At 74.4% G+C, this 17,809-nt stretch carries 15 protein-coding genes and 1 tRNA gene; 6 read left to right on the top strand and 10 right to left on the bottom strand.

Going from position 1 to position 17,809, the window contains the following annotated elements:
• The first annotated feature begins 356 nt into the window (after positions 1-356).
• On the top strand, positions 357-1,088 hold the full coding sequence (locus ACFW6B_RS01415) for a decarboxylase (RefSeq protein WP_386591225.1): 732 nt from the start codon (positions 357-359) through the stop codon (positions 1,086-1,088).
• A gap of 214 nt (positions 1,089-1,302) precedes the next feature.
• Positions 1,303-2,418, top strand: coding sequence for an LLM class flavin-dependent oxidoreductase (locus ACFW6B_RS01410; RefSeq protein WP_386591224.1), 1,116 nt, complete (start codon positions 1,303-1,305; stop codon positions 2,416-2,418).
• Here the strand turns inward: ACFW6B_RS01410 and ACFW6B_RS01405 are convergent.
• Positions 2,409-4,334 carry a putative bifunctional diguanylate cyclase/phosphodiesterase gene (locus tag ACFW6B_RS01405; RefSeq protein ID WP_386591223.1) on the bottom strand — a complete coding sequence of 642 codons (1,926 nt, stop codon included), beginning with the start codon at positions 4,332-4,334 and terminating at the stop codon, positions 2,409-2,411. The genes ACFW6B_RS01410 and ACFW6B_RS01405 overlap by 10 nt on opposite strands.
• A 354-nt stretch (positions 4,335-4,688) precedes the next feature.
• Between ACFW6B_RS01405 and ACFW6B_RS01400 the strand changes: the two genes are divergently transcribed.
• Positions 4,689-6,173 carry a M6 family metalloprotease domain-containing protein gene (locus tag ACFW6B_RS01400; protein WP_386591222.1) on the top strand — a complete coding sequence of 495 codons (1,485 nt, stop codon included), beginning with the start codon at positions 4,689-4,691 and terminating at the stop codon, positions 6,171-6,173.
• 149 nt (positions 6,174-6,322) lie between these two features.
• Here ACFW6B_RS01400 and ACFW6B_RS01395 read toward each other — a convergent pair.
• The 7 genes from ACFW6B_RS01395 to ACFW6B_RS01365 form a co-directional block, all read right to left on the bottom strand.
• Positions 6,323-6,396, bottom strand: a tRNA-Lys gene (locus ACFW6B_RS01395).
• The gene (locus ACFW6B_RS01390; protein WP_386591377.1) at positions 6,387-7,157 is read right to left on the bottom strand and encodes a hypothetical protein; all 771 of its coding nucleotides are present in this window, start codon (positions 7,155-7,157) and stop codon (positions 6,387-6,389) included. The genes ACFW6B_RS01395 and ACFW6B_RS01390 overlap by 10 nt, the downstream gene beginning before the upstream one ends.
• 256 nt (positions 7,158-7,413) lie before the next feature.
• A complete protein-coding gene (locus tag ACFW6B_RS01385) occupies positions 7,414-7,791 on the bottom strand; it encodes a hypothetical protein (protein WP_386591221.1) in 378 nt (125 codons plus the stop codon).
• Between the two features lie 145 nt (positions 7,792-7,936).
• Entirely contained in the window at positions 7,937-9,271 is a 1,335-nt protein-coding gene (locus ACFW6B_RS01380) for an AAA family ATPase (RefSeq protein WP_386591219.1), read from the bottom strand.
• Positions 9,268-10,863, bottom strand: a complete 1,596-nt coding sequence (locus tag ACFW6B_RS01375; protein WP_386591218.1) for a hypothetical protein — start codon at positions 10,861-10,863, stop codon at positions 9,268-9,270. The genes ACFW6B_RS01380 and ACFW6B_RS01375 overlap by 4 nt, the downstream gene beginning before the upstream one ends.
• Entirely contained in the window at positions 10,854-12,164 is a 1,311-nt protein-coding gene (locus ACFW6B_RS01370; protein WP_386591376.1) for a hypothetical protein, read from the bottom strand. The genes ACFW6B_RS01375 and ACFW6B_RS01370 overlap by 10 nt, the downstream gene beginning before the upstream one ends.
• Positions 12,115-13,113: a phosphatase PAP2 family protein gene (locus ACFW6B_RS01365; RefSeq protein WP_386591217.1), complete on the bottom strand. Its 999-nt coding sequence runs from the start codon at positions 13,111-13,113 to the stop codon at positions 12,115-12,117. Before ACFW6B_RS01365 ends, ACFW6B_RS01370 begins: the two co-directional genes overlap by 50 nt.
• A 228-nt stretch (positions 13,114-13,341) precedes the next feature.
• Here ACFW6B_RS01365 and ACFW6B_RS01360 point away from each other — a divergent pair, with 228 nt between their 5' ends.
• A complete protein-coding gene (locus ACFW6B_RS01360; protein WP_386591216.1) occupies positions 13,342-13,938 on the top strand; it encodes a histidine phosphatase family protein in 597 nt (198 codons plus the stop codon).
• A 19-nt stretch (positions 13,939-13,957) separates the two neighbouring features.
• Here ACFW6B_RS01360 and ACFW6B_RS01355 read toward each other — a convergent pair whose 3' ends face one another.
• Positions 13,958-15,526, bottom strand: coding sequence for a hypothetical protein (locus ACFW6B_RS01355; RefSeq protein ID WP_386591214.1), 1,569 nt, complete (start codon positions 15,524-15,526; stop codon positions 13,958-13,960).
• A gap of 299 nt (positions 15,527-15,825) precedes the next feature.
• On the opposite strand from ACFW6B_RS01355, the gene ACFW6B_RS01350 reads away from it, so the two are divergent.
• The gene (locus tag ACFW6B_RS01350; protein ID WP_386591213.1) at positions 15,826-16,263 is read left to right on the top strand and encodes a hypothetical protein; all 438 of its coding nucleotides are present in this window, start codon (positions 15,826-15,828) and stop codon (positions 16,261-16,263) included.
• A 33-nt stretch (positions 16,264-16,296) separates the two neighbouring features.
• Positions 16,297-17,202 carry a spermidine synthase gene (locus ACFW6B_RS01345; RefSeq protein ID WP_386591212.1) on the top strand — a complete coding sequence of 302 codons (906 nt, stop codon included), beginning with the start codon at positions 16,297-16,299 and terminating at the stop codon, positions 17,200-17,202.
• A gap of 30 nt (positions 17,203-17,232) precedes the next feature.
• Here ACFW6B_RS01345 and ACFW6B_RS01340 read toward each other — a convergent pair whose 3' ends face one another.
• A complete protein-coding gene (locus tag ACFW6B_RS01340) occupies positions 17,233-17,775 on the bottom strand; it encodes a hypothetical protein (RefSeq protein ID WP_386591211.1) in 543 nt (180 codons plus the stop codon).
• Between the last annotated feature and the right edge of the window lie 34 nt (positions 17,776-17,809).

Here is a 17,809-nt window from a genome sequence, read left to right as displayed (position 1 = left end):
CGGGCGGACCGGCCGCGCTCGCACCCGAACCTACCGCCGTCAACACGGGCCCGCACACGGTCCGTTGCCCGCCGGTTCCCTTCCCGCCCGTCCCCCTCCCGTCCGTCTCCTTCCTGTCCGTTCCCGTCCGGTCCGAACCCCGGACGCGGCCGCGCCCGCCGTCGCGCCCGCGCCCGCGCCCGCGCACGCGCTCGGGTCCGGGGCGTCCGGCCGGTCCCGGTGATCCCGGCCGGCCGGGTGACGGGGCGGTCGTCGCTGCGCCAACCGGGTACCCGGGCGGTGGGCCCCCGCCCGCGGCTGATTGACCGGGCCGTCCGGCGGGGACCCGTACTGTCCGGAGAACAGGAAGGTTGGGCATGACCGCACTCGGATTCCTCTACCCCGGCCACTCGGCCGAGGACGACTACCCGCGCATCGAGCAGCTCCTCGGCAGCGACGTCCGCCTGACCGTCGTCCACACGGACACGGCGGAGGACGCCCACGGCGTGGACGCGCTCCTCGAAACGGGCTCGGCCCCCGGCCTCGCGGCGGGCGTCGAGGAACTGCGCCTGTCCGGCGCGGAGGCCGTGGTCTGGGCGTGTGCGAGCGGCAGTTTCGTGCGCGGGGTGCGGGGCGCGCACGAGCAGGTCCGCGGCCTCGCCCGGGCGGCCGGCCTGCCCGCCTCCTCGACGTCCTTCGCCTTCGCGCACGCGGCGCGGGAGATCGGGGCGGGCCGGGTCGCGATCGGGGCGACCTGCCCCGACGACGTGGCCGCGCTGTTCGCGGAGTTCCTGAAGGAGACCGGGACCCAGGTGGCCGCGGTGCGCGGCTCCGCTGCCGTCACCGGAGCCGAGGCCGCCGGCTGGGACTACGGCCGGGTCCTCGCGCTGGCCCGGGAGGCGGACCACCCGGACGCCGACGCGGTCCTCCTCCCCGACACCGCCCTGCACACCGCCTCCCACCTCACGGCCCTGGAGAAGGACCTCGCCAAGCCGGTCCTCACCGCCGCGCAGGTCACGGTCTGGGAGGCACTGCGCCTGACGGACCGCAGGGTGAACGCCCCGGACCTGGGCACCCTCTTCACGAGAGAACCGATCGTCCAGGCGTGAGAGCCCAGCCAGGTTCAGCCCCTCCGGCGTTTGAGGAGCGGGGGTCCGGGGGCGGAGCCCCCGGGGACGGGAAGGGAAGGGGCGGAGGGGGCGAAACAAAGCCCCCAGCCCCAGCCGGGGTGACCTCCGTGCTCCCCCTGGGGGGAATAAGCGGAGACGGCCTCCTGTTGCCGACGCGAGGACAGCATCAGGTACGCAACAGGAGGCACCCCCGGTGGACGAGACGCCCGAGACGGACGAGATCCGAGGCGCGGCACGGGGCACCGCCCCCGTACCCCTGTCCGTACTGGACCTGGTCACCGTGGGCGCGGGCCGCACCGCGACCGACGCCCTGCGCACCAGCGTCCGCATGGCCCGCCTCGCGGAGTCCCGCGGCTTCCACCGCTACTGGGTGGCCGAGCACCACTCGATGCCCGGCGTGGCCAGCTCCTCGCCCGCGGTGATCCTCGCCCACCTGGCCGCCCACACGGACCGCATCCGGCTGGGCTCCGGCGGAGTGATGCTCCCCAACCACGCCCCGCTGGTCATCGCCGAGCAGTTCGGCACCCTGGAGGCGATGGCGCCGGGCCGCGTCGACCTGGGCCTCGGCCGGGCCCCGGGCACGGACGGCGCCACGGCCGCCGCGCTGCGCCGCACCCAGCGGCTGGGGGAGGGCGCCGACGACTTCCCCGAGCAGCTCGCGGAACTCGTCCGCTTCCTGGACGACGACTTCCCCGACGGCCACCCCTACGCCCGCATCCACGCCGTCCCCGGCCCCGTCCAGGCGACCTCGCCGGGCGGGGTCCAGTCACCGCGCCGGCCCCCGGTCTGGCTGCTCGGCTCCTCCGGCTTCAGTGCCCGTCTCGCCGGGACCCTCGGCCTCCCCTTCGCCTTCGCGCACCACTTCTCGGCGCAGAACACGATCCCGGCGCTCGACCTCTACCGCGCGTCCTTCAGGCCGAGCGCGGTCCTCGACGCCCCCTACGCCCTCATCGGCGTGTCCGCCCTCGCCGCGGACGAGGAGAAGGAGGCCCGCCGCCAGGTGCTGGCGGCAGCCCTGAGCATGGTCCGGCTGCGCACCGGGCGCCCCGGACTCGTGCCCACCCCCGAGGAGGCCGAGTCCTACGAATTCAGCCCCATGGAGCGGGAGTTCGTCGATTCCTGGAACGCCAACGTCGTTCACGGCACCGCCGACGAGGTGCGTGCCGGCCTCGACGGCCTCCAGAAGCGCACCGGAGCCGACGAGTTGATGATCACGGGCAACGCGCACAGCGGTGACGTACGGCTGCGCTCGTACGAACTGATCGCGGACGCCTACGGGTTGCCGGGGGAGCCGGCCGCTCAGGTCTGAGGACAGGTCGCCGACATCAGGAGCGCGGAGATGCGTTCCGGCGCCACCGGCCGGGAGTACAGCCAGCCCTGGCCGGTGTCGCAGCCGATCCCGCGCAGCCGTGACGCCTGCGAGGCCGTCTCCACGCACTCGGCGGTGACCGTCAGGCCGAGCCGGTGGGCGAGCTGGATCAGCGCCTCGACGATGACCTCGTCGGCCGGATTGGGGTGGGCGGAGGACCCGTCGGCGTTCTCGTACTGGAAGCCGCGGACGAAGGAGCCGTCCAGCTTCAGCACGGACACCGGGAGCCTGCTCAGGTAGGCGAGGTTCGAGTAGCCCGTGCCGAAGTCGTCGATGGCGATGCGGACCCCCATGTCGCTGAGCGCCTGCAGTGCCTGGAGCGGCCGGCCCGCCGACCCCATCACCGCCGACTCCGTCAGCTCCAACTGCAGCAGACGCGGGGCGAGTCCGGTCTCCGCCAGGATCTTCGCCACGTCCGCCACCAGGTCGGAGTCCCAGACCTGGCGCACGGCGACGTTGACGCTGACGAAGATCGGCGGGGCGTCCGGACGGTCGAGCTGCCAGCGCCGCGCCTGGCGGCAGGCGGTGGCCAGCACCCAGCGGCCGAGCTGGACGATCGAACCGTCCTCCTCGGCCAGCCCGATGAACCGGTTCGGTGTGAGCGTCCCGAACCTCGGGTGGTTCCAGCGGACGAGCGCCTCGACGCCATGCACCCCGCCGTCCTCCAGGCCCACCAACGGCTGGTACTCCAAGGCGAATTCACCCCGCTCGACGGCCGAGCGCAGGGTGGACGACAGGGCCTGGCGGGTCATGCGGTGCGCGTTGCGCTCCGGGTCGAAGAGCGTCCAGCGGCCCTTGCCGTCCGCCTTCGCCCAGTACAGCGTGGTGTCCGCGGCCTGCATCAGACCGGTCGCGGTGGTGCCGGTGGCGCGCCGCTCGACGACCCCGATGGACGCCGACAGGGACAGCCGCTGCCCCGACAGGTCGAACGGGGCCTGGAGCGCCTTCAGCACGGACTCGGCGAGGTCCGCCAGCTGGTCGGTGCCCGTGGAGTCCTCCACGAGCAGCGCGAACTCGTCCCCGCCCAGCCGCGCCACCAGGGGAGCGGTCGCCCTGGTGAGGCCCGCCCCCTCGGCGCAGCGCGTCAGACGCTCCGCGACGGCCGCGAGCAGCCGGTCCCCGACCCGGTGGCCGAGGGTGTCGTTGACCGCCTTGAACCCGTCCAGGTCCAGATAGCAGAGCCCGATCCGGCCGGTGCCGCACTCCTCGTACGCCTCCGCCTCCAGCGCCGCCGACAGCCGCTCGAAGAACAGGGCGCGGTTGGGCAGCCGGGTCACCGGGTCGTGCATCTGCAAGTGGCGCAGCCGCGCCTGGAGTTCACGCCGCGCGCCGATGTCGGTGACCGAGACCAGGACCGCCCGCTCCTGCGGCATCGGCGCGATCGTGACCTGCGCCCAGACCGCGTGGCCGTCGGGGTGCTTGAGCCGGCGGGTGCAGCGCAGCCTGGCCTGGCTGCCGCCCAGCATCTCGCGGTACGCGTGCCAGGCGCGGGTGTCGGAGGCCAGGTCCAGCAGGTCGGCGGCGACCCGTCCGACGAGCGTCCGCGTCGCGGCGCCGAGCAGCGTGCCCAGTGCCTCGTTGGCGGTGACGACGAGACCCCCGCGGTCGACGACGGCCATGGCGAGGGGGGCGGTGGCGAAGGCCGCGTGGAAGGTGCGGAGTGACGTTCCGTCGGGAACCGCCGGGGGTGCGGGCGTCCCGGAGGGCGGCCCCGGCGCCACGGACGGTACGGAGGGGGCGAGTGGGCCGGGAGAGGTCCCGGCGGACGTACGAGAAGACGTGTCGAGGTTACGTTCTGTGACGGCCGGCCGGACGAGGTCTCCCGCGGGCGCCGGCCCTTCGGACGTTCCGCTCACCGCTCGCTCCCGCAGTGCACTCGTTCTTCGTATGGGTCTTCCGGGGCGGTCGGCCGGTCGTGGACGGCCGCACAAGCCGTGTCCGTGCAGGAAAGTGTGCCGATCATAGAGGCTGCCCACGAAACGCTGCAGCCACTGTCCAGTGTCCAGGAACAACCGCCAGTTCTGACAGATCGTTTCTGCCTGTTATCCGGACGGGTTCCCTCTCCTGTCGACCACAGGTGACGTTCCGTGCATCTCCGGGGGTGTCGGAGCGCTCGCGCGCTCACCCTTCCGGCTCAGACAAACAAGGCGAAATAGTACAAATTCAATCAGGCTGGATGCGGTGTCCCGAAACCGCATCCGGAGGTCGACGTGCCGCGTCCGCTCCCCCTGAGGTTTTTCGCTCGCGGGGCCCTGCGCGGTCCCGCCCGCGACGGGGCGCCCCGCTGGCGCAGCACCGCGGCCATGTTCACCTCGATGACCGCGCTCGCCGCCACCTCCCTGGGACCGGGCCACGCGCTCGCCGAGTCCTTCGCGTCACCCTGCGCCCTGACGCGGACCGCGGCACACCACTCGGAGGGCGCCGACACCTGGAACACCGCCTACGAGCGCCCCACCCGCCCCCTCGACGCCGTGATGGTCTTCCTCTCCTTCCCCGACTCCGTCCCGCGCACCACGCCGGCCGAGCTGACGGGCGACTACTTCCCGGCCACCAGCCGCTTCTTCGAGCAGGCCTCGTACGGGAAGTTCACGGTCCGGCCGCACCCCCGGCGCACCTGGATCCGGATGCCGCACTCCTCCACGTCGTACGCCATACAGCGCGACTGGGACGCCGGCGACCGTGCCGCCTACCTGCGCGACGCCCTCTCCGTGGCCGATCCGCGGATCGACTTCTCGCGCTACGACATCGTCTACTTCGTCGCGGACCCGGACGCCCCGGGCGTCGACTCGGACGCCACGAAGGTCGTCAACCTGGACACGCCCCTGCGTGCGGACGGCAAGGACATCCGGCGCGTCGTCACGGTCTTCGAGAAGCATCCGCCGGACCGTCTCGTCCTCGCGCACGAGACCGGCCACGTCTTCGACCTGCCCGACCTCTACCACCGCCCGGCCGACGGCAAGGGCGACTGGGACACCCACGTCGGCGACTGGGACCTCATGGGCAGCCAGTTCGGCCTCGCCCCCGACCTCTTCGGCTGGCACAAGTGGCGGCTGGGGTGGCTGGAACCGCACCAGGTGGCGTGCGTCCTGGGCTCCGGCACCACCCGGCTGACACTGGAGCCGCTGGAGACCGGGCCCGTGAGCCCCGCGGTCGGTTCGGCCGGCGCGAGCGCGGGGGAGGCGGCCGGGACGCGTGGGGCGACCGGGGCTAGCGGTGAGGCCGGGGCGGAGGTGGCCTGGCAGGGGCCGCGGACGCCTTCGGGCGGACCGCGGACGGCGCCGCGCGGTCCGGGTGCGCCGGTCACGTCCCCGGCCGCGGTGGGTGTGGCGGCGCCTCCCGGATCGCGGCCCTTCGGCGAGGGCCGGGGCACCAAGCTGGCGGTGGTCCCGACGGGCCCGGACAGCGCGATCGCCTTCGAGGCCCGAGGACCGGCGGGCAACGACAGCTCGGCGTGCGAGCGGGGCGTTCTCGTCTACCGGGTCCACAGCCGGACCGAGTCGGGCAACGGCCCCATCCAGGTCCTCGACGCCCACCCCCGCACCGAGTCCTGCTGGGAGGACTCGGTGTACCCGCCGCTCGCGGACGCCCCGGTGGGCCTCGGGGAGAGCTTCGCGGTGCCGGGTGCGGGCGTCCGGGTCCAGGTGGAGGACCGGGCGGCCTCGGGGGCCTGGACGGTGCGGATCACCACGGGCTGAGCCGTGCCCCCCCGGGAGCGGCGGACCGGGCGGGGGCGGAACCCGCACGGGCGGAGAGCGGGGAGCGCGGGAGGAGGGGAGGCGAGGGGAGCGGAAACGACGAGAGCGGGACGCTCGCGTTTCCGCGAATCGTCCCGCTCTCGTTGGCGTGCGCCGCCAGGGACTCGAACCCCGGACCCGCTGATTAAGAGTCAGCTGCTCTAACCAACTGAGCTAGCGGCGCCTGCTGACGTCGTAGACCTTAGCATCCTGATCGGGGCGAGGAAAAATCGATATCCGTACCGCCGCCGAGGCCGCGGCGCGGGCCGCCCGCACGGCCGCCCAGAGCAGGATCTCGGGGCCGGGAAGCCAGGGCCGCCGCGTGTCGGGGGCGACCAGCCAGCGGGAATCGGGCCGGGCGGCCTCCGGTCCCTCGTCCCCGGGGTGCGGCGGGGGCACGGTGACCGCGTCCCCCACGCCGTGGCAGAGCAGCGGCGGCACCTCCCGGGAACGCCCCGCCCGTCCGTCGTGTCCCGCGCCCGCCGGTTCCCCGGGCCCGCCGGGCGCCGCGACGGCTCCGTCCCCCGGACGGCCGCCGCGCCCCGCGGTGCCCTCGCGCCCCGGTGGGGTGCCCGTGCGCCCCGGGAAGGCGCCCGTGCCCCACTCCTCCCACTCCAGGAGCGAGGGGAGCCGTCGGGCCGTGCCGGGCGCGGCGAACAGCAGGATGCGCCCGCGGTGGGCCGCCACCGGACCCGAGCCCGGCCCCTCGTCCCGGAGCCGGTCGAGCATCCGGCGCCCGAAGAGGGCCGATGCGCTGACGACGTCGAACGTGCCGCCGCAGAGCAGGACGACCGGGGTGCCGGGCCGCTCGCGCCAGAGGGCGAGCGTGCTGCGCGGATGCGCTCCCGCCGAGGCGAGCCAGGCGGCGCCCTCGGCGGTGACGCCCGAGACACCCGGGACGCTCGGGACACCCGGGACACCCGGGACGCTCGGGGCATCCGTGATGCCCGAGATACCCGTGACGCCCGGGACGTCCAGCCGTTCGGGCGACTTCGCCCCGGGGCCGCGCGGGCTGCCGGTCGGCGGGTTCCGTGTGCTGCTCATGCCGCATACATCTACCGGCGGTGAGCATCCCGCCCCGGAGGGTTGCCGGAAACCGGGACGGGCGGGGGTGAGGTGGGGTATCTTGCCCGGCCGGCATATGCCAGGAGGGCGGAAAGAGCCGTCCCGGCCGAGCGGGGGCGCGGGGTGCGGGGGTGCGTCAGAGCGGGTCGGCCACCCCGTGACCGTGTCCGCCGCCCTCGGCGCCCCGCAGCAGATCCTGGCCGAACTCGACCATCTTCTTCGCGTAGTCCTCGGTCCACTCGGCCCGCTCGGCGATCGACGCGGCGGTCAGCCGGTCGAAACGGCGCGGATCGGCGAGTTGCGCGGCGGCGATGGCCTGGAACTCGACGGCCCGGTCGGCGGCGGCGCGGAACGCCTGCGCCAGCTCCGTGGAGCGGTCGAGCAGCGCGCGCGGATCGTCGATCGACTCCAGGTCGAAGAAGTGCTCCGGGTCCCCGGCGGCTTCCGCGGGCTCGAAGAGCAGGGGCGCGGGGCGTAGCCGCGGTTCGTTCCGACGCGGCGTGTGCTCCGCCATGTCTTCTCCTCCTCGTACGGTTCGGGGCCCCTCTCCGCAGAGGGCCACCGTCCATTGTCTCGCGCCCGCGCAAGTGGGCCCGAGGGTCCGGGCGCGCCCCCGGGGACCCCGACCTCGCCGGGTCCCGGGGCCACCGGGGCGGGGTTCAGGGCCGCCAGGCCACCCGGTGTTCCGCCAGGTGCGAGAGCACCGAGTGATTGGCCTCCCAGCCGTCCGGGAACTTCACGGTCACCCCCAGCTGTACGGGCTCGGTCGACGGGTGGTCGTCCAGCAACTCCGTGATTCCTTCCCGGCAGATCACGATGCACGCGTGCCGGTGCCGGGAAGCGAGGACGCACAGGCGTCCGGTCTCCAGGTGGAAGGCCGTGGCGTCGGGCCGCCCCGACAGCGGGTGCAGGACGACCGTGACGTCGAACTCCCGCCCCTGGAGCCGGTTCGCCGTGTCCACGGTGACGTCGGTGACGCCGAGACCGGCCAGTTCCGCCCGCACCGCCGCGGCCTGGTCGCGGTGCGCCGTGCCGACGGCGATCCGGTCGGCCGTCAGCGGCACCGGGTCCTCCGCCCGCTCCGACGTGGCCGCCCCGCCCCGGTCGAGCAGCCTCCGGACGACCCCGGCCACCGCCCGCACCGCCTCCGGGTCGGTGCGCGGGGTGTGCCGGGCCGGCAGCTCCAGCAGACCCCAACCGGACTCGGCCGCCTCGTCGATGACCCGGTCGGTGCCCGAACCGTCCGACGGGACACCGAAGTTCAGCCGCCGGTCGCCGTGACCGGTGCCGCTGCGGAACGGTGTGTACGGGTAGAAGGCGCCCGAGACCAGGGGCGCGGCCGACGCGGGCAGCCGCCAGGACACCGGCAGCCGGTGCTGCGGCAGCCGCGGATTGTGCGCGAGCAGCGTGGACACCGCGGACGCGGACGGGTCGTAGGACAGTCCCGCCCACTGCTCCGCGCCGACGATCGAGAACGGGTCCAACTGCCCGGGGTCGCCCACGAACAGCGCCCGCTCGAACAGCCCGGCGACCGCGAGGAGCGCGTCCGAGCGCATCTGGTACGCCTCGTCGACGATCGCGTGCCGCCAGGGCTCGACGCCCTTGACGTGGGCCCACTTCGCCGCGGTCGAGACGACGACGTCCAGGCCCGCCAGGTCGGCCGCCTTCGTGGACTTGCGGACCTGCTCCAGTCCGTCGAGCGCCTTGTCGTAGGGGTCGGAGTCGCTGCTGTGCAGCCGGCCCACCGGCAGCTCGGGCGCCTTCTCCGCGAGCCGCAGCACCAGGTCGTCCACCTGGGCGTTCGTCTGCGCGATGATCATCAACGGGCGCCCGGCGGAGGCCAGTTCGAGTGCGGCCCGGACGACGAGCGTCGACTTGCCGGCACCCGGCGGGGAGTCGACCACGACACCGCGGTCGGCGCCGTGCAGCGTGTCGTGCAGGATCGCGTCGGTGGCACGGGCGGCCTCGGCGCCCGGGTCGAAGACGGCGGTCACAGGACGTCCTCCTCGGTCACCGGGTCCGGCAGCGGCAGCGCGCCGGGCTCACCCGGCGGCCCTCCGTGCGTCCAGGGCGTCTCCTCCGGGTCGGGCAGCTTGGCGCCGCCGCGCTGCTCGTGCTCGAAGAGGGTGAAGCAGACGGCGTCCCCCTTCTCCGGCACGGACCCGGCCTCGGGCTCCTTGCCGCGCCCCATCTTGTCGACGATCCGCAGCACCACGGACGCGCCCCCGTCGTCGTACCCCACGAACTCCGCCGCCTGCGGCTTCCCGCCGAGCGAGCGGTACACCCTGGCCCGTTCCCCCAGGTGCGGGCGGTCGTCCGTGCGGACGGTCACCAGCGGGCGGGGGCTCGGCCGCTTCCCCTCCCCGTACGCCATCACGACCTCGGTGACCTCACCGGCGAACGCCTCCCCGGCGAGCCGCCGGCCGGCCATGACCAGCGGGTCGTCCAGGGCCTCCTGCGCCTCCAGCCGGGCCTGCTCCCGCTCGCGGGTGGCCAGCTTGTTCGCCGCCGTGACCGCGTCGTCGCGGCGCGGCTGCGGCGGCTCACCCGCCACGACCCGGTCGCGGTGTCCGGTGAAGGACCAGCGGTCACGGGTCCACCGGTCGGCGGCGTGCGCCCCCTCCGGCAGCGCCCGCAGCAGGTCGAGCCCGTGCCAGACCGCGTCCCAGGTGGGCCGGGTGACGCTCTCGACCAGCTCGCGGATCCTCCGCTCCGCCGCGGTGAGTTCACCGAGCCGGTCGTCCGCCTCGACGCCGTCCTCGGCGGCGGCCAGCGCCGTACGCGCGCGGTCGTAGCGTTCGATCGCGGGCGCCAGCAGGTCGTTGTCGAAGGCGGGGTCGGTGGCCGGTCCCGCGGGCGGGCACACGAGCTGGCCGCGCGCGTCCCGCTGGACCTCGGCCCGCACCGCGGCCTCGGCTCCCGGCCCGCCGTCCGGCGGATCGAGCCAGGCGAGCAGCGCGCCGAGGTGCTGGTCCTCCAGGCTGCTCTGCCCGGTGGCCCAGTGCCGGGACAGCACGTCGGTGAGGGCGAGGAGCAGGGCCGAGCCCGGCACCCGGGCGCGCTCCCCGAAGTGGGTCAGCCAGCGTCCGAACAGGGGCACCCGGGGAGGCGCCGGATGCGGTGTCTCGGGATCCTGCTCGGCGGTGCGGCGAAAACGGGTGGAGCGCCCGAGGAGGCGGACGAACTCGATGCCGGCCCGGCCCGGCACGACGATCTGCGGCGCGTCCGCGCACAGCTCGACCTCGACCTTGACGCGCTTGCCGGTCTCCGGGTCGGTCTCGCTGCGCTCGGCGGCCTCGACCACGTCGGCGTACGCCTCGATGTGGGGCAGGACGACGTCCGCCAGCTCGGCGAGGAAGGCGGACCGCAGGTCGCGGTCGCGGGGCTGCGGCACGACCAGCAGCCGGGGCGCGTCCCGGTCCGTGCCGACCAGGGCGCCGAGCGGGGCTCCCGCCTCGCCCGCGGTGGTGAGGGGCACGAACACCAGCGGCCGTTCGACGAGGTGGCGGTGGAGCACGGTGGCGGCGGGCTGCGCCCGGCCGCTCTCGACGGCCTCCAGCCGGGCGAGCGCGGTGATCAGCGACATGCGTCCGCCTCCCGTCCGTCCTGGCCTTCCCGGCCGTCCCGTCCGCCGGGCGCGGTGGGGGTCCCGGTGAGGGGGCCGTCGGCGGAGCCCTCCCGGCCCGCCGCGCGGCCCTCCGGCGTGCCGGCGCACGCCTCCACCGCGACCGCGACCGCGCCCCGGACCTCACCGGCCCGGGCAGGGGTGTCCGCGGCGGTGCCGGGCAGGGCCTCCGACCGCAGCCGTGCCGCTCTCCTGAGGGCCGCGACCGTGGGGTCCTCGGGGTCGCCCGCCCGCCCGTGGGCCGCGGCCAGGACGTCGGGGACGGTCGTCAGACCGCCCAGCTCCGCGCGCAGCGAGCGGCCGAGCGAGGTCACGGCGCCCTCGGCGCGCGAGCGGGCCCGGCAGTGGAAGGCCAGCTCGCAGGCGGACAGGCACTCGGGGGCGTAGGAGGCGGGGACCGACTCGACGGCCGTGATCAGTTCCTCGGCGGGAAGACCGGGGGAGAAGCAGGTGCCCTCGGGGAGGGCCGCCGCGATGTCCTCGACGCGGGTGAGCCGGGCGAGCTGGCGGCGGGTGACCGCGCGCTGCTTGCGCACGTCGACGGCCGAGGCCGCCGGGAGGTTGGAGAAGTCCTTCGGGCAGACCAGCAGGACACGGTGGTGGACATCGGGAGCGGGGTCGAGGCGGGCCGCGAGCTCCTCGAGCGCCAGGACGTACACCGCGGACTGCCGGGCGGCGGCGCCCACCTTGGCCGGGTCGGCCGATCCGTCGAGCATCGGGAACGACTTGATCTCGACGACCGTCCAGCCCCCGCCGGGGTGCACGACCACGGCGTCCGGCTCCAGGAAGGCCGGGGAACCCGCGACGTCCAGGGCGAGCATGGGGTGGTCGAGCAGGGTCCAGACGCCGGCCCCCGTGGCCTCGCGCAACGCCCGTGCCGTACGTTCCGTACGCCCCTCGGGGCCGACCGCGCTCAGGTCGGGCACGGCACCGGAGCCGGGCGGTTCGGCGCCGGGGTCCAGCTTCTCGCGCACCAGCCGCAGCAGTTCGGCGCCACCGTCGGCCTTGACCCGCGCCTCGAACGCGTTGCCCCGCATGAAGGCGAACTGGGACATCCCGAACGCGGCCGGCGCGCCGAGCGCGCCGGCCAGCTTCGCCTTGTCGACGCCCACGCCGTCCAGCAGCGCGCGCCGGTCGCACCCGGGGTTGGCGGCGAGCGCCGCGAGGGCGCGCGCGTCCAGCGCCTTCGGCGCGGTGTCCGGACCGCGCAGCTCAGCGAGCTGCTGTCGCAGCGCTGTCGTCCGCGTCCGTGGCGGAGGCACCCGGCTCGGTTCCCGGCCCGGGTCGGGACTCGCGCTGTCGGGGAATTCGTTCACCCGCGGAAGTCTGGCATCCCGCACTGACAATCGCTGAACTCTCGTCCCCCGAGGCCCCGGTGACCCACGGGACACGGGTGCTCAGCAGCGTCCGCACCCGGTTCGCCGCCCGTATGACGAACGGGGTCAGCAGCAGGCCGGCCCCCATCACCGCGACGCCCGCGACGGCGTCCAGGAAGTAGTGGTTGGCCGTGCCCATCACGACGATCGTGGTGAACAGCGGGTAGACCACGGCGGCGACCCTGGCCGCGGGCGTACGGCCGTGGCGCCACAGCATCACACCGCACCACAGCGCCCAGCCCACGTGCAGGCTCGGCATCGCCGCGTACTGGTTCGTCATCCCGCCCATGCCGCGCGGCGCGCTCGCCTCGCCGCCCCACCAGCCGTAACTGCTGTAGTGGGCCATCGTGTCGACGAAGCCGTGCTCGGGCGACAGCAGCCGGGGCGGGCAGGTCGGCAGCAGGGTGAAGCCGATCAGGCCGATGAACGTGGAGGTCCACAGCCAGGTGCGGGCCGCGCGGTAGCGCACGGGCCGGGAGCGGAACAGCCATATCAGGACCGCCGGCGTCACCAGGTAGTGCAGCGAGGCGTACCCGAAGTCGGCGGGTATGCCCAGCCAGGGCTCCCGCGTGAACAGCCGGTTCAGCGGGTGTTCGGCGTTGAGGTACAGGGCCTTCTCGATCCGCAGGATCTCCAGGCCGTGGTCGACCGCGCCGGAGGTGTCGCCCCGGGCGAGCAGCCGGCCCGCGGTGTACGCCGCGTACACGAGCAGGATCAGCGGTATCTCGGTCCACCAGCGCAGCCGCGCCTGCGACGCGGCGGACGCGCCGAGCGCGGTCCACCGTGACCGGGCGCGCGGTGCCGCTTCGGTACGCGGTGCATCGGTCTGCGGCATCCGATCGCCCTCATCCATCTGCTCGTGGTGACCGGCGGTCCGCGGCCATCCGGGGATCCTACGGTGTACGCGCGTACGCCGAAGGGGCGCCCCGGATGTCAAAGACGCGGACGTCGCCCGACGGGTTGCCCGGAGCGCGGGTGAGCGATGATGGAGTGACCTACCCCTCAGGCGCACGAGCGAGCGGATGTCTCGTTCGTGCCGTCCGTCCCGGAAAGGCTCTTCGTCATGGCACCGCGCATCCTGCTGGCCCGGCACGGACAGACCGAGTGGTCGCTGTCCGGAAAGCACACCGGCAGGACCGACATCCCGCTCCTGGAAGAGGGGCGGCTCGGGGCCAAGCTGCTGGGCGAGCGGCTCCACCGGCCGCCCTTCGGCTCGCTGTCCGGGGCCGAGGTGCGCACCAGCCCGCTCTCGCGCGCGAGCGAGACCTGCGAACTCGCCGGTTTCGGGGAGCGGGCGACGGCCTGGGACGCGCTCCTGGAATGGGACTACGGCGCCTACGAGGGCATGACCCCGGCCGAGATCCAGGACGTCCGTCCCGGCTGGTTCATCTGGCGCGACGGCGTTCCCGAGGGGGAGACCCTGGAGCAGGTCACCGCGCGCGCGGACGAGGTCGTCTCGTTCGCCCGCTCCGAGGACCGCGATCTGCTGATCTTCGCCCACGGCCACATCCTGCGCTCCATCGGCGCCCGCTGGCTGGGCCTTCCGCTGGACTTCGCGGCGCGCGTCCGCCTCAACCCGACCTCTTTGTCGGTGCTCGGCTGGGCCTACGGGGAGCCCGCGATCGAGGTGTGGAACGACTGCGGGCACCTGAGCGGCTGACCCGCGACGGCGGCGGCCCTCACGCCGTGCGGGGCAGGCTCGCGTGGCGGTCGAGGAACGCCGAGACGCCCGAGGCCCTGCGGTGCGGGAGCAGCACGCGGGCCGTTCCCGCCAGCATGGTCTGGATGCGGGAGGACTGGACCTCGTTCAGCAGGTCCAGGACGCGCAGACCGGCGACGGCGGCCTCGTCGGGGCGGCCGCCGCGGGCGAGGTCGTCGGCGAGTTCCGCGGTGTAGAGGGCGATGTTGCGGGTGAAGTGCGGGTCCTGCAGATGGGCGGCGCGGCGTGCGTGGCGGGCGGCCCGGGGCCAGTCGCCCAGCGTCGACCAGCACTGCGCTTCGAGCCCTTCCAGCTCGGCCTCCCCGTAGAAGGTCATCCACTCGGGGTCGGTCTCCGCGGGGCCGCGTTCGTAGAGGGCCTGTGCGCGGGCCATCGACTGCTCGCAGCCGCGGCGGTCGGCGAGTCCGGCCCAGCCGCCCGCCTCGCGCAGGGCGAGCAGGGAGAGCAGGCGGGAGGACCCGAGGGGACGTGCCGCACGCTGGGCCGCCTGGGCGGCGCGGACGGCCTCGCGCGGGCGCCCGGCGTCGCGGGCGAGGAACGCCGTGTTGCAGAAGGCGTGGGCCTCCAGGCCCGCGTCGCCCGCCATCCTGGCGGTCGCCAGGGCCTCCGCGTAGTGCGAGCGCGCGTCGTCGAAGCGCCCGGAGTCGTGTGCCAGCCAGCCCACCGAGATGGCCAGTTCACCGGCTCCGGAGTACAGCCGGTCGGCGGTCGTCTGCCGGGTCGTGCCCGCGTCGAGCAGTTCGTACGCGGTGCGCAGGGGTGCCGCCGCGCGCCGGTAGAGCCCGTCGGCCCCGTGTCTGTCGTCGAGCAGCCGGATCCTGCGGACGGCCTCCTCGAGGGCGCCCGCCTCGGACGTACCCGCCCGGTGGACGCGTCGTTCGCCGGCCGTGGCGGTGCCGCCGAAGGCGCCCGCGAAGGGTCCCAGTGAGGCCGCCGCCACGGTGGCGGTGCCTCCGGTCATGAATGCGCGACGCTGCACGTCGCTCTCCTCGTGGTTCTGATCGCGTTCTTCGTACGGGTCGTACGGATCGCACGGACGGTGCGGGTCGTACGGATCGTGCGGGCTGGGCGGATCGTGCGGGCTGTCCGTGTGGTGCGCGGTGCGCGGGCCGTACGGGGCCGGGACGTGGAGCGGACCCGACGTCTCGTACGTCTCGTGCGCCCCGTGCGCCTCATGCGGGGCGTGTGAAGGGTTCGTGGAGTGCGTGAGGGGTGGCTCCCCCGGGTCGCGGGCCCCGCGTCCGCGTACCCACGAGCGGGGCGTGAAACCGAGGTCCGTCAGCGTGCGGCCGGGAAACATGTGCAGGAACACCCGCTCGTACGCGTAGTTGGGACAGCGGATCTCTCCCGCCTCGACGCGCCCGATGTAGCGCGCGTCGCAGCTGACCCGCTCGCCGATCTCGCGCGCGGCCCTCCGCACCAGCGCGGCGAACTCGCCCGGGGAGCGCTGGCCGCGCAGCCTCCGGAAGGCGAGATTCGGCCGCGGTGGCCGGGGGGACGGGGACGAGGTCACCGATGACGACGCCATGGCCGGGCCCTCTCTTGCGAACCGTCGAACCACGCCGGATCCGGGGCGGATTCGACCGGGTCGTATCCGGTGTGTGCCCTGCGTCCGGCGGGGCAAGAACGTACCCGTTGTGACAACGTCACCACGCTGGGTTTAGCTACAAACCGGATATCTCATCCACGATCTGCCATGAACTGCCATCCTTTATGGCGGAGTTTCGCCGTAGCCGTTGACGTCCTGGCGCGTTGAACCGGGTGGACCGGGAGCCACCCGAACTCCCGACCCACTCGTCACGAGGAGGGGTTCCGTTGGAGGCGGGGATGCAGATCACGCAGAGCACCGAGTCCCGTAGACAGGCGTCGACCGCGCGGCGCGGACCGTCCCCGGAGCGCGGCGTCCCGCCGCGGTCGTCCGCCGAGTGCGACCTGGTGACCGTCCCGGCCCGCCAGGGGCTGGAGGCGGTCGACATCCTGCGCCGCGGCGCGGCCGACCTCGTGGGACCCGTCCTGCACGACGGCGGCGGCGACACCCTCGGCTTCCTGGTGCCGCCCGGCACCGCCGACGCCTGGGACGTGCCCGGCAGCACCTGCACGCAGACCGACGGCCGCGGTCTGGGTCCGGCCCCCGAGCCCCCGGTCGAGGGTTCGGACTGGCTGCTCCCGCCCGGTGACGCGGACCTCGCGACGGATCCGGCGGTGCTGCGGGCCGCGCTGGACGAGGCCGCGCGGCTGATCGAGGCGGCGGACGGCTGTCGCTGAGCCGACCCGCCCCCGCGCCCCGATAATGGCCAGATGGCAAGGGCGAGGAAACAGCGGGCGGACGACGGCCGTGACACGGGGCGGGGCGGACGGCGCGGGCAGGCCGCGGCCGAGGCGGTCGTCGAGGCCGTCGACGGCGGGCTCGCCGAGCTGATGCCCGACCGCGACCGGGCGCGGGCCTGGACCCTGCTCATCGACGGCGCCCCGCAGTCCCACGTCGACCTCGACGACCCCTCGTACCTGAGCTTCGAGTACCAGCGCCGGCTCGGCCACGTCATCGACCTCGTCGCCCCGCCCGGCAGGCCCGTGCAGGTCGTCCACCTCGGCGGCGGCGCCCTCACCCTGGCCCGCTACACGGCCGCCACCCGCCCCCGGTCCACCCAGCAGGTCGTCGAACGCGACGTGGCCCTCGTCCAGCTGATACGCCGTGAACTGCCACTGGACCCGAACGCCCGGATCAGGGTGCGTTCCGTGGACGCGCGGGAAGGTCTCGCCAAGGTGCCCGACGGCTGGGCGGACCTGGTCATCGCCGACGTCTTCAGCGGCGCGCGCACACCGGCCCACCTGACGTCCGCCGAGTTCGTCACGGAGGTCCGCCGGACCGTGAAGGACTCCGGGGTCTACGCCGCGAACCTCGCCGACGGACCCCCGCTCGCCCACCTGCGCGGCCAGATCGCCACCGTCGCCTCCGTCTTCCCCGAACTCGCCCTGGTCGCCGACCCGACGGTGCTGCGCGGCAAACGCTTCGGGAACGCCGTCCTCGTCGCCTCCGGCCGGCCGCTGCCCGTCGCCGAACTGACCCGCCGCGCCGCCTCCGACCCGCACCCCGCCCGGGTCGAACACGGCAAGGAACTCATGGACTTCACGGGAGGCGCGGCACCGGTCACGGACGCGGTGGCGGTCGCCTCCCCGGCACCGCCGCCGTCCGTGTTCCGCTGACCCGGCGTCAGCGTGCCCCCGGACACCGGTTCAGTACGTGTTGATGTCCACGTGCGGAGGCCCGTCGTGCCAGTCGCAGAACACCGACACCCGGTCGGCGCCCGAGCTGAACTCCACGCGGATCCACGTCTCGGTCTTCCACACCTGCATCGACCAGCCCGTGTTGGGCGTCGCGGACACCAGCGTCCCGTACGTGTCGGTGATGTCGAAGACCACCCGGCCGCCGTCGGAGTCGTAGCTCTTGACCTGACCGGAGGCGGACGGAGACGCGGCCGGGGTCGACGGGGCCGGTGACGGACCGCCGCTCGGAGAAGCGGACTTCGAGGGCTTCGGCCTCGGCTTCGGGGTCGTGGAGGGCCTGCTCGGAGCGGGCGTGGACGGCTCGGCCCGCCGGGTCGAGGACGCCAGGGGCCTCGTCTCCTCGGCCGTCGCGCCCGCCACGGTGATGGGCAGGGCACGCGGCGGGTCGTAGGCCGTCCCCGTCATGACGGTGTGGACACCCCACCACGACAGCGTGACTGCCGCGCCCGTGGCGAGCAACCACGCGAGTACGTGTACGAGTCCTCTGCGCATCGCGGCCATACTGCACCACGGGCACCACGGGTGT

The organism is Streptomyces sp. NPDC058751, assembly GCF_042746485.1.
In the GTDB taxonomy this organism is placed as follows: Bacteria; Actinomycetota; Actinomycetes; order Streptomycetales; family Streptomycetaceae; genus Streptomyces.
The sequence above is the reverse complement of the archived record's forward strand: the minus strand, read 5'-3'. Positions and strand labels throughout refer to the sequence as shown.

Coding starts and splice junctions, on each gene's coding strand:
- ACFW6B_RS01415 (WP_386591225.1), top strand. CDS start 357: ATGACCGCACTCGGATTCCTCTACCCCGGCCACTCGGCCGAGGACGAC.
- ACFW6B_RS01385 (WP_386591221.1), bottom strand. CDS start 7,791: ATGGCGGAGCACACGCCGCGTCGGAACGAACCGCGGCTACGCCCCGCG.
- ACFW6B_RS01375 (WP_386591218.1), bottom strand. CDS start 10,863: ATGTCGCTGATCACCGCGCTCGCCCGGCTGGAGGCCGTCGAGAGCGGC.
- ACFW6B_RS01365 (WP_386591217.1), bottom strand. CDS start 13,113: ATGCCGCAGACCGATGCACCGCGTACCGAAGCGGCACCGCGCGCCCGG.
- ACFW6B_RS01360 (WP_386591216.1), top strand. CDS start 13,342: ATGGCACCGCGCATCCTGCTGGCCCGGCACGGACAGACCGAGTGGTCG.
- ACFW6B_RS01355 (WP_386591214.1), bottom strand. CDS start 15,526: ATGGCGTCGTCATCGGTGACCTCGTCCCCGTCCCCCCGGCCACCGCGG.
- ACFW6B_RS01350 (WP_386591213.1), top strand. CDS start 15,826: ATGCAGATCACGCAGAGCACCGAGTCCCGTAGACAGGCGTCGACCGCG.
- ACFW6B_RS01345 (WP_386591212.1), top strand. CDS start 16,297: ATGGCAAGGGCGAGGAAACAGCGGGCGGACGACGGCCGTGACACGGGG.
- ACFW6B_RS01340 (WP_386591211.1), bottom strand. CDS start 17,775: ATGCGCAGAGGACTCGTACACGTACTCGCGTGGTTGCTCGCCACGGGC.